The organism is Gemmatimonas sp. (genome assembly GCF_044376735.1).
GTDB lineage: Bacteria > Gemmatimonadota > Gemmatimonadetes > Gemmatimonadales > Gemmatimonadaceae > Gemmatimonas.
This window is the reverse complement of record NZ_JBILKJ010000086.1, coordinates 1-11120: the sequence shown is the minus strand read 5'-3', so window position 1 is coordinate 11120 and position 11120 is coordinate 1. Positions and strand designations below refer to the sequence as shown.

The 11120-nt window shown below is 66.3% G+C and carries 8 protein-coding genes and 1 pseudogene; 4 read left to right on the top strand and 5 right to left on the bottom strand.

Going from position 1 to position 11120, the window contains the following annotated elements; all coding sequences use genetic code 11:
* Window positions 1-620: pseudogene (locus tag ACIRA7_RS11510) on the bottom strand (ornithine cyclodeaminase family protein); the annotation flags it as partial.
* Window positions 621-631: 11 nt separating this feature from the next.
* Between ACIRA7_RS11510 and ACIRA7_RS11505 the strand changes: the two are divergent.
* Window positions 632-1852 carry an NAD(P)/FAD-dependent oxidoreductase gene (locus tag ACIRA7_RS11505; protein WP_396220985.1) on the top strand — a complete coding sequence of 407 codons (1221 nt, stop codon included), beginning with the start codon at window positions 632-634 and terminating at the stop codon, window positions 1850-1852.
* Here ACIRA7_RS11505 and ACIRA7_RS11500 read toward each other — a convergent pair.
* A complete protein-coding gene (locus ACIRA7_RS11500; RefSeq protein ID WP_396220984.1) occupies window positions 1849-1971 on the bottom strand; it encodes a hypothetical protein in 123 nt (40 codons plus the stop codon). The genes ACIRA7_RS11505 and ACIRA7_RS11500 overlap by 4 nt on opposite strands.
* Window positions 1972-2065: 94 nt before the next feature.
* Window positions 2066-3601, bottom strand: coding sequence for an ATP-binding protein (locus ACIRA7_RS11495; protein ID WP_396220983.1), 1536 nt, complete (start codon window positions 3599-3601; stop codon window positions 2066-2068).
* Between the two features lie 300 nt (window positions 3602-3901).
* Here ACIRA7_RS11495 and ACIRA7_RS11490 point away from each other — a divergent pair, with 300 nt between their 5' ends.
* Together ACIRA7_RS11490 and ACIRA7_RS11485 are read left to right on the top strand one after the other, a co-directional pair.
* Window positions 3902-4597 (top strand): VIT family protein, encoded by a 696-nt coding sequence (locus ACIRA7_RS11490; protein WP_396220982.1) that lies wholly within the window; start codon window positions 3902-3904, stop codon window positions 4595-4597.
* 6 nt (window positions 4598-4603) lie between these two features.
* Window positions 4604-5191 carry a rhomboid family intramembrane serine protease gene (locus ACIRA7_RS11485; protein ID WP_396220981.1) on the top strand — a complete coding sequence of 196 codons (588 nt, stop codon included), beginning with the start codon at window positions 4604-4606 and terminating at the stop codon, window positions 5189-5191.
* A 75-nt stretch (window positions 5192-5266) separates the two neighbouring features.
* Here the strand turns inward: ACIRA7_RS11485 and ACIRA7_RS11480 are convergent, their stop codons facing one another.
* Entirely contained in the window at window positions 5267-6832 is a 1566-nt protein-coding gene (locus ACIRA7_RS11480; protein WP_396220980.1) for an HDOD domain-containing protein, read from the bottom strand.
* A gap of 94 nt (window positions 6833-6926) precedes the next feature.
* On the opposite strand from ACIRA7_RS11480, the gene ACIRA7_RS11475 reads away from it, so the two are divergent.
* A complete protein-coding gene (locus ACIRA7_RS11475; protein ID WP_396220979.1) occupies window positions 6927-7310 on the top strand; it encodes a Rid family detoxifying hydrolase in 384 nt (127 codons plus the stop codon).
* Between the two features lie 100 nt (window positions 7311-7410).
* On the opposite strand, the gene ACIRA7_RS11470 is transcribed toward ACIRA7_RS11475, so the two are convergent.
* Entirely contained in the window at window positions 7411-10800 is a 3390-nt protein-coding gene (locus ACIRA7_RS11470) for a hypothetical protein (RefSeq protein WP_396220978.1), read from the bottom strand.
* Between the last annotated feature and the right edge of the window lie 320 nt (window positions 10801-11120).

Genomic DNA, 11120 nt, shown 5'->3' with positions numbered 1-11120 from the left:
CATGCACCATGAAGCACCGGCGTGCGCGACGTCGTGGCCGCGCACACGATCTGCGACGCGGCCACGGCGGTGGGCAGGGCCTCGGGGTCGCCAGCGCAGGCTTCCACCGGCAGTCCTTCGCTCGCCATCGCTTCGGCCAGGGCCGCGGCGCGCGACGCGGTACGTCCCCAGATCCGTACCCGGGTGATTGCCGGCCGCATGGCGCAGTACGCGCGGACCATGTACGGGGCCAGCGTGCCGGTACCAATCACGAGCAAGTCTCTCGCATCATCGTGCGCCAGATAGCTCGCGGCCAGCACCGAGGTGGCGGCCGTGCGACGCACCGTGAGCGCCTCGCCGTCGACCACCGCACGCGGCTCGCCCGTGTGCCGGTCGAGCAGGAGGTACAGCGCTTGCACCGTGCGGGCCGCACGGGAGTCGGGCATCACCGTCACCACCTTTACGCCAAGGGCCTCATCGCTCCACGCCGGCATCAGTAGCAGAGAGTCCCGCTCGCTGAGGGCGTGGGCATGACGGCGCGGCACCGTGGCACCGGCCGCGAAGGCGTTGCGCAGTGCGGACACCAGCGTGGGCCAATGCAAGGCGGCGTGGACCTGTTGGGCGGAATGGTACGGCAGCATCTTGGGATTCTATGTCTCCAGACGCCATGCGGAACCAGCAGATGGACCCCTCCATGCAGGTCGTGATCATCGGTGGGGGGGTGATGGGCGCCGCCACTGCCTCGTTCCTGGCCGCGCACCACGGAATTCGCGCCACGGTGCTCGAGCGTGACGCCTCGTACGCCCAGGCATCCAGCGCGCTCTCGGTGTGTGCCATCCGGCAGCAGTTCTCCACGGAGATCAACATCCGGATTTCGCAGCAGAGCCTCGCCTTCTACCGCGACATCGGCTCGCGACTGGCGGTGGGCGCTGATCGCCCCAGCATCGGCTTGGTGGAACCCGGCTACCTGTATCTCGCCACCGCGGCCGGCGCCCACGTGCTCGAGGAGAATCAGGCGCTGCAAACCCGCTGTGGGGCGGCGGTGGCGTTGTTGTCACCGAGCGAGCTTGGGCAGCGATTCCCGTGGTTGTCGCTGGAGGAGATCGCGCTGGGATCGCTGGGGCTGTCGACGGCCACCAGTGGGGAAGGCTGGTTCGACGGCTACTCCGCGCTGCAGGCGTTCCGGCAGCACGCCATCGCGCAGGGCGCACGCTTTCTCGAGGCCGAAGCGGTCGATTTCGACGTGCGCGATGGCGTGGTGCAGTCGGTGATCACCGCTGCTGGCGACCGCGTTGCGGCAGACGCGGTGCTCATTGCCGCCGGCGCGTGGTCGTCGCCGTTGGCGGGCATGCTTGGCTTCGACTTGCCCGTTCGTGCCCGCAAGCGCGACGTGTTCTCGCTGCAGGCGCCGGGGCCGCTGCCCGGATGTCCGCTGGTGATCGACCCCAGCGGGTTCTGGTTCCGTTCCGACGGCGACACCGGGCAATTTCTGTGCGGCTCACCGCCGCGCGGCGCGGATATCGACGATGTGCCACTCGATCAGGTTGATCACGGGCTGTTCGACGAATGGCTGTGGCCACGATTGGCGGAGCGGGTGCCGCAGTTCGACGCGCTGCGGGTGACCGGCTCGTGGGCGGGGTACTACGAGTACAACACCTTCGACCAGAACGGACTGGTCGGTCGCCTGCCCGGCACCGACAACGTGTTCGTGGCGGCCGGGTTTTCGGGTCATGGCCTGCAACAGGCGCCGGCCGTTGGGCTCGGCATGGCCGAGTTGATCGCGACGGGGGCGTATGGTGTGCTCGATCTCTCGCCACTGCACGTCGAACGCCTGACAGACAATGCACCGCTGCTCGAGCGGAACATCATTTAGCGCGCGGGGGCCGGCTCCAGTCCACCCGCGGTGGTATCGAGTAATGCGCGCACCTGCGCGGCCAAGGCGTCGATACCGAACGGCTTCTGCTTCGATCGCGCGGCGCAAATCGCGTCCACCGAGATCGGGCATGACCACGTCGGCGATCATCAAGTCGATGGACGTGCGCATAGACGTGCGCACGGAGACGTCGTCTTCGACCAGCGGGAGCGTTTACGTTCCCGGCGTGGGGCTCAGCGGAGGAGTGTTCGCGGCAGTGGGGAACGGAGCGGCATCCATGGCCACCGCCGGCAGCAAGACGCGAAAGGTCGAGCCGACGTCCACGGTGCTGTCGACCTGCAGCTGACCACCCGCCTGCGTGACGATGCCGTAAACCATGGACAGTCCGAGACCGGTGCCCTTCCCCACCGGTTTGGTGGTGAAGAACGGCTCGAACAAATGCGCGCGGATCTCGTCGCTCATACCGGTGCCGGTATCGGCGACGAGCAGCTCCACATACTCGCCCGTCGGAAGCCCCAACGCGGCCGCCTCGGTAGGCAGCTCGATGCGGCGGTGACGCGTGGACAGTGTGAGGGTCCCTCCCGATGCCATCGCGTCACGCGCGTTGACGGACAGGTTCAGCAACACCTGCTTCAATTGCCCCGGGTCGGCGCGGACCGTAGCTGCCTCCGAACTCAAGGCCAGTCGTATCGTGATGTGCTCGCCGAGCAAGCGCCGCAGCATCGTGAGCGTATTCTCGACCACCGTGCTCACATTCAGCAGCTGCGGCTCCACCGGGGCCCGTCTGCTGAACGACAACAGCTGCTTGGTCAATTCCGTCGCGCGATCGCCAGCGTCAAGAATGCCCTCGACCAGCCGCTGCCGTTCATCGTCGGCATCGATCTCGTCACGCAGGGACTCGCTGCACCCCACGATCACCGTGAGCAGATTGTTGAAGTCATGCGCGATGCCGGCGGCCAGGCGCCCGATGGCATCGATCTTCTGCGCATGGCGCAACTGATCTTCGGTGATCCGGTGCTCCGTGATGTCGAGCCCGTAGCCGAGGACATGCTGAACCACCCCGTCGCTGTCGAACACTGGCGACACGAAGCGGCGGAAGTACCTTCGCTCGCCGGCGCGCGTCGTGAACGTTTCCTCGAACGTCTTCGATTGTCCGGTCTCGAGGACTTCGCGAATCAGCCGCGTACGCTGCTGCGACACCTCCGGTGGCAAACCACGGAGCGCGCCATACTGCTCGTCCGTCTTGCCGACGATCCATTCTCGCACGTCCGGGTCGGCAATGGCACTTGGCGTGACGTATTCGTACACACCGCTCGACGAGAAGACGGCCAGCTGCGCCGGCAGCGCATCGACGACGCGCCGATGGAAGTCGGGCACGCGGGCGAAGGCACCACCCGCCTCCTGCGCCTCGGTGACGTCGGTGCACGACCACACCCAGCCGAGCAGTTCATCCGCATCGTAGAGCGCCCGCACCTTGCGTTCGATCGTCCGTCCGTTGCGCTGACGCAGGCGATCATGACGCGGGACCGACTCCGACGTCCGCCCATCGACGAACACGCGAGGCTCATCGAAGGTCGCGGCCGCGGCGCCCAACGGATCATCGAGGTCGGCCTCGTCAAGGTCGAACAGGGCACGGAAACCGTCGTTGACCAGCACCACCTCGCCGCCCACCCGTTCGATGAGGATCGCCACGGGCAATCCGCTCTCGAGGGCAAGCGCGTAAATTGAGGCGGTCGCGCTGCGGGACATCGTGGCGTTGACAATGGGCGAAAGGTCTTAGGGGCAACGAACGTTTGAGTGTACCGATGAGGTCGTCGTTGCGCTAGAGAACGGCGCGCGGATGAGTCGGGCGGCATTCGACCGATTTCACGCGTGGCGCTGATCGTGCGGAATCGCCGGTGTATCGCGGCGGAACGGTCGGAGATGACGAAGTCGCTCGGGGGCCAACAGGATGTTCTTCGCCGACGGGTTTCGGGGGCGTGGTTGGTCGCCGTGACCAGCGATATTTCATCGGTTGCTTCTCGACGCCTCTCTTTCTTCGGTGCGTTCATGACCGCCATCCACTCGGAAGCCCACAAGAGCGCCAACATCGGCTGGCTGCGCGCCGCGGTACTCGGCGCCAACGACGGGCTGATTTCCACCAGCAGTCTCGTGGTTGGTGTCGCGGCCGCGCAGCCCGATCGCGCCTCGGTGGTGGTGGCGGCACTGGCGGGGCTCGTGGCCGGCGCGCTATCGATGGCGGCCGGCGAGTACGTGTCGGTGAGCTCGCAGTCCGACACCGAGACGGCCGATATGGCGCGTGAGAAGATGGAGCTGGCCACGCAGCCCGAGCGCGAGCTCGCCGAGCTGGCCGGCATCTACGAGTCGCGTGGGTTGAGCCCGGAACTGGCCAAGCAGGTCGCCATCGAACTCACCGCATTCGACGCGCTCGGTGCGCATTCGCGCGACGAGTTGGGCATTTTCGAACACACACGCGCCCGCCCCATTCAGGCCGCGCTGTCATCGGCCGCCGCGTTCGCGGTTGGTGCGGCGCTTCCGGTGCTCTTGGTGTTCTTGGCTCCAGCGGCGATCCTCACGCCGCTCATCTTCGGCGCTACCATCGCGGCGCTGGGCGGACTCGGCATGCTGGCCGCGCAGCTCGGCGGCGCGGCGCGCTGGCGTGGTGCGGCCCGCGTCACGTTCTGGGGCGCCATCGCCATGGTGTCCACGGCGCTGATCGGCAAACTCGTTGGATCGCCGGTGTAACGCACCGTGGCCAAGTCCCCAGTCGTCCGGAGCGCCAAGCGCGTCACGCGCACCGTCAAGCAGCAAGTCACCACACTCAGTGCCACCGTCGGTGCCACGTGGACCGCATTCGTGGTGAACGGCATCGCCGGCGGTGCGCTGATGCAGTACGGCGTGATTCCACGCACGCTCACCGGACTGCGCGGCATCCTGTTCGCGCCGTTCCTGCACGCCAACATGCAGCACCTGATCGCCAACACCATTCCGTTTCTGGCGATGGGCTGGTTGGTGATGCTACGCGATGCGCGACATTTTCTCCCCGTCACGCTGTTCGCGATGCTCGGCTCGGGGCTCATGGCGTGGCTGCTCGGCGCACCGGGCTCCGTGCACATCGGCGCCAGCGGCGTGATCTTCGGCTACTTCGGCTTCTTGCTGCTCGGTGGCTGGTACGCGCGCAGCTTCGTAAGCATCATGCTCAGTCTGCTCGTGGCCGTGGTGTGGGGCGGCCTGGTGCTCGGTATCGCGCCAGGTCAGGTCGGGATCAGCTGGCAGTCGCACCTGGGCGGGTTCATCGCGGGCGTGCTGGCGGCGCGGCGGTATCGCGGGGCGAGGTAGGGGCGCGGAGCACACGCCATCCGCGATCACCCGCGTAAACTCGCGGTCACCCAGTGCCGTGCAACGGAACCGATCTCACGGTGATCGCGCTGGTTCGACTGGTGCTGCCGTCGATAACCGCCGTCGCGCCGCGATCGCCGTCACCAGGATGTCACTCAGCGATTTCACATAGTGCAGGGTGGCGCCATCGGGGGTGATCGCCGCCATCGCACCGTCCGTCACGCGATCCACGTACAGGCACCCGACGATCGTGCCCGACACGACGAGAGGGAACACGCCGAACTGCGCGACACGCAGCGAGCCGGCCCAGCGCGCTTCGATCGCGTTCATCGGGCGGTGGTTCGGCAGGTAAATCGGTGCGCGCCGCTGCGTAGCCGTCACCAGCGGACCGCCGTTGATGTCCATCGGGAAATCGAAGTGCGGCAGCACCGCTTCGATATCGTTTCCGAGTCCCGAACGCGCCACCAGTCGGCCTGTGTCGGCATCGAGGATGCACGCGATCACGCGATCAAACGGGCCGCCGCGCAAGGCACCTTCCAGTGCCATCAGGAACACGTCGCCGAGCGCGGTGCCAGATGAGGCGTTGGCGGCGCTCTCGAGCTCCTCGCGCAAGCGATCGCGCCGCTGCAACGCGCGGACTTCGCTCGGCTTCGGCGTGACGGCCTCCCACTTGCCGGTTCCATGCGCCGGCCCACCGATGGCCCCGCGCGCCAATTCCCACAGCCGCTCGAGCAGCTGCCGATCGCCCGGACTGTTCAGGTTCGAAAACAGCTCGCGTGTCTCGTTGAGGGCAGACGAAATGACGTCATGCACCTCTTCGCGACTCATGTCGATTGTGGCGCTGTTTCGCTTGAGCATTTCGTCGAGTGCCGCACCGGCGCCGTCGGGCGTCTGGTCCTGACCGTAGAGCGCCCCCGTGAGGTCATCACTGAATGCCGTCACCGCCGCCGACAACGACGTCGACGTCGACGCGCTTGCATGCATGCTCTCCGTTACCATGTCCGGCATGCCCCAGTACCGCGACATCTCGGCGCCGAGATCGGCGTACGTACAGCCCAACACCGCGTTGGCGGCGATCGTCTCCGACTGCCCCTCGTCGCGGATCATCGTTTGAATGCGCGCGTAGTCTTCGGCGAAGTGAAAGGCGGTCAACACTTCGCCAAGGTTGCTGAACATGCCGCACAGGTGCGCCTCTTCCGGATCCTGCAGGCCGACCTTGTGTGCCACCTCGCGGGCGTGACTCGCCGTGAGCAGCGACTGCACGATCAGCGCCTTCAGCGCCGGCGAGCGCTGCTGAAAGTTCTCATACAGCAGCATGCTGCTGGCGAGCTGACGCACGGTCTTCGCGCCCAGCATCATCGTCGCGCGCGTCGCGCTTTGTATGGCACGACCCGAGCGCAGGTCGGGGGCGCTGTTGGCGGTGCGCACCACGAGCAGCGTGAGGCCGTAGTCGCGCAGCACCAGATTGGTCAGGCGCTGCAGCGAGTTCGCGTCGTCGTCCAACTCCGCGATCGCTTCGATGATTCCGTTCGAAAGCGCGGGAAGATTATCGCCCGGGGGAATTCGGCGCACGAGGGCGTGCACGGGCGATTCGTCGAAGTCGGTCGGGACGAGCTGGAGGTGATGGGCGTCCGCACGCATACGACATATAATCGGCTTCACGTAGACCAAACTTGTGGCCGTCGATAAAATTGCTGAGCCGCACAACGTTGTCCCGCCACCCTCCCGACTTCCCATGCCCCGTTCTGCTGCCTTCAGCCCGCGCGGTCCTGCCGCCATCGGCCCGTACTCGCACGCCGTCTGGGCGGGTGACCTCCTGTACTGCTCGGGTCAGACGCCTATCGATCCGGCCACCAGCACGCTCATCGAGGGGGATGTCACGGCGCAGACGCACCGCGTGTTCGACAACCTGCAGGCCGTGGTGGAAGACGCCGGCCTGACCATGGACGACGTGATCAAGTGCAATGTGTACCTCACCGACATGGCGAACTTTTCGGCCATGAACGCGGCCTACACGACGCGCTTTTCGGCGCCGTTCCCGGCGCGCACCACGGTGGCCGTGGCCGGCCTGCCGCTGAATGCCTCGGTGGAGATCGAACTGGTGGCCAAGCGCCCGTAAGGCGTTGACTGGATGTCCGTTACGCCATGAGGGGCCGGTCCATTGCGGACCGGCCCCTCATGTTTGGTATCCCAACGACCATCCGTTCGGTGCCGAACGGCTAGTTCGCCGGCACCGCGAGCGTAATGCCGTTGGCGGCCAGCATCGCACTGATGCTGCGGGCCCGCGCCATGAACGCCTTCGACTCGGTCACGGCCGCTTCCACGGCCGCCTTGGCCGACGCGGCCTGACGTTGCACCGACTCGCTTGGCGTTTCCCACAGCCCCAGCATGCCGGTCTTCACCGCGCCCAGGCGCGCCAGCACGTTGGTGTCGTTGGTGCCGAAGCCCGCGCCGCCACCGCCGCCGCCCGGGCCGAACGCGATCGCCGGGGCACCGGCACCGAGCTTGGCCCGCACCGCGTCGAAGTCCTTTCGGAACGCCGCGAACTGCGTCTTCACGCTGTCGGCGAGGGTCGGCGTGGAGTCCATCTTGGCCGCCGCCTTGCGGACTTCGGCCAGCAGCGCCGTCATCGGCGCCGCCGCCGCCGCACCCGCCTGCTGCGCGCTGTGCAGCTCGGTGGCGAGGGCGTTGTACGCCACGCGCTGCGCCCCGGTGAGCTGCACCTGCGGATCCATCACGATGGTGAGCGGCTTGGATTCCACCGTTTTTCCGTCGACCACCAGCGCCACCGTGTACGTGCCCGGCAACACCTGCGGACCCTGGTTGGCCCCGCCGCCGCCGCGACCGAATCCGCCACCACCGGCGCCGCCCGCCGCCGCACACGGATTGTCGGGGAGATAGCCGATCGTCGGGAGTGGCGTCGGGAGTCCCGGAATCGGGCCGCGTCCGCCACCGCCGAATCCACCGCCAGGACCGCCAGCCGGAGGACCGCCAGCGGGAGGACCGCCAGCCGGCGTGGCCTCGCGGATCGGCTCGACGCGTTGATCCCAGCACACGGTCTGGATGCCCGCCACGTTCTTGGCGGCCGGCAGCGCCAGTTCACGTACCACCGCACCGCTCGCATCGCTGATGCGCAACATCGGGTTGGTGACCGCCTTCTTCAGGTGCAGCTGCAGCACCGTCTCCGTGGGCGGGTTCTCACCGGTGAAGAACTGATGGCCCCAGAACTCGTCGTTGCGGTCGTCCTTGGCCTTCCACTGCAACGACGGGCCCGGCGTGAACAGCGTGGCATCGGCCTTCTGCGCCGCGCTGAACTCCTGAATCGGCTCGAGATGATCGAGAATCCACAAGGCGCGGCCGTGCGTGGCCACCAGCAAGGCATTGTCACGCGGATGAATCGTGAGCTCGTCCACGCGCACCGTGGGGAAGTTCGCCTTCAACCGCTTCCACGTCTTGCCGCGATCGAGCGTGAGGAAGATCCCCGTTTCGGTGCCGATGTAGAGCACGTCGGGATTACGCGTGTCTTCGGTGAGCGTCTTCACCACTTCGCCCTTGAGCGTGGCGGTGAGCGACTTGAAGCTGGCGCCGAAGTCGGTGCTCACCCAGATGTACGGCTCGTAGTCGTTGAGGCGGTGATTGTCGACGGTGATGTACACCGTGCCCGACTCGAAGCGCGACGGCACCACTTCCGACACGAAGGCGTGACCGACCGGGAAGCCCGGCAGGTTCTTCGTGATGTTCTGCCACGTGGCCCCGTTGTCCTTCGACATGCTCACCGTGCCATCGTCGGTGCCGGTGTAGAACACCCCCTTCTGCTTCGGCGACTCCGACAGCGCCACGATCGTGGGCCACTGTGAAATGCCGTCGTTGCGCGAGATCGCGATGTCGCTGCCTTTCAGCCCCATCGTCACGATGCTGTCGCGCTTTTCGTTCTTCGTGAGGTCGGGGCTGATCGCCGTCCACGAGTCACCGCGATCAGTGCTGCGGAACACGCGATTGGCCGCCGCCAGCAGCACGCCGGGATCGTTCGGCGACAGCATCAGCGGCGTGTCCCAATGAAAGCGATACGCTTCGCCAGCCGTGGCGTTCACCACATTCTGCGGCGTAGGGCGGATCGACTTCGACTCACCCGTCACCTTGTTGCGACGCACCATGTTGCCGTCCTGCGACTCGGTGTAGATGATACGCGAGTCACGCAGGTCGGGAATGGCTACGAAGCCGTCACCGCCCAGAATCTGGAACCAGTCGTAGTTGAAGATGCCGCGATTCATGCGCGACGCGCTGGGTCCGCACCAGTCGTAGTTGTCCTGCATGCCGCCGCACACGTTGTACGGCGTCTCCATGTCGAAGCCCACGTGGTAGAACAACCCCACCGGCACGTTCTCGATGAACTGCCAGGTGCGGCTCATGTCGTACGACGTGGCCAATCCACCGTCATTGCCGATGATGACGTGATCGGGATTCTTGGGATCGATCCAGATACCGTGCACGTCGTCATGCGTGACCAGCGCCGCATCGGTTTCGAAGGTGCGCCCGCCGTCCACCGACAGGTGGAGGCCCACGCCGCCCATGTAGATGCGCTCCGGATTCACCGGATCGATGCGCAGCTGACTGAAGTACATCGGCCGCGCATTGGTGTTGCTCTGCTTGGTCCACGTGGCGCCGCCATCGGTGGACTTGTAGACGCCCGACACACCGGCCACCACCCCGCGCCCTGCCGGTGCCGCCGGTGCCGCTTCCATGTTTTCGGTGGCGGCCGCCGCACGCTGTGTGCCCGGCGCCGGGCCTTCCACCGTGGCGAACACGATGTTCGGGCTCTGACGGAACACATCCACCGCGATGCGCCCCAACGGGCCGGTCGGGAAGCCGGTGCCGGTCACCTTGGTCCAGGTGTCGCCACCGTCGGTGGACTTCCACAGTGCGCTGCCCGGGCCACCACCGTTCATGCAGCAGGCCGTACGACGGCGCTGGTACATCGACGCGAAGAGGATGTTCGGATCGGTCGCCGACATCACGAGGTCGTTCGCACCCGTGTCGTCGTCCCCCTTGAGCACCTGCTTCCAACTCTTCCCACCGTCCGTGGTCTTGTACACCCCGCGCTCGCCGCCCGGGCCGAACAACGGACCGGTCGCCGCCACCAGCACCACATCATTATTGGTGGGATGAATCACGATGCGATTGATGTGCTTCGACTGCGGGAGCCCCATCATCGCGAACGTCTTGCCGCCATCCGTCGACTTGTAGATGCCGCCGCCCCACGACGTGCTCTGACGATTGTTCGACTCGCCGGTGCCCACCCATACGAGATCGGGATTGATCTGCGACACGGCCACATCACCGATCGCGATCAAGCCCTGATCCTGGAATAGCGGCGTGAAGAGCGCGCCATTGCTGGTGGTCTTCCACACGCCGCCGTGCGCCGTCCCCACGTACCAGATGGCCGGATTGGCCTCGTAGATGGCGAGATCGGAGACGCGCCCCGACATCGTGGCGGGGCCGATGGAGCGGAAGTGGAGCTTGTCGAATTCCTGCGCGTGCGCCGCAATGGGTGCACACAGGAGCGAGAGCGCGGCCAAAGAGGCGGCGCGTCGGTGCAGAGTCCTGGACATGGAGGTATTCAGCGGGAAGAGGGGAGCGTGGCGCTGCGGTTGCTCAACTGATTTACCGTGCGCTAATGTGGCGAGTCCGCCACGCGCCGTCCATGCCCCGGGGCCACGACCAGCAGCCGACGCCGCCAAAGCAAGCACCGGGGTCGGCCAGCAGCGGTGCTCAACGGCGAGATCGCAACCGCGAACCGCCAGAACACGGATGACACCGATACGAAGGAAACAACACAGATAAGCGAAAAGCGCTGTTGGCTTATCCGTGTTGGTTCGGTGAGCTCCGTGTCATCCGTGTTCTGGCTGTTCGCCGGTGCCGTTCGCCGGTG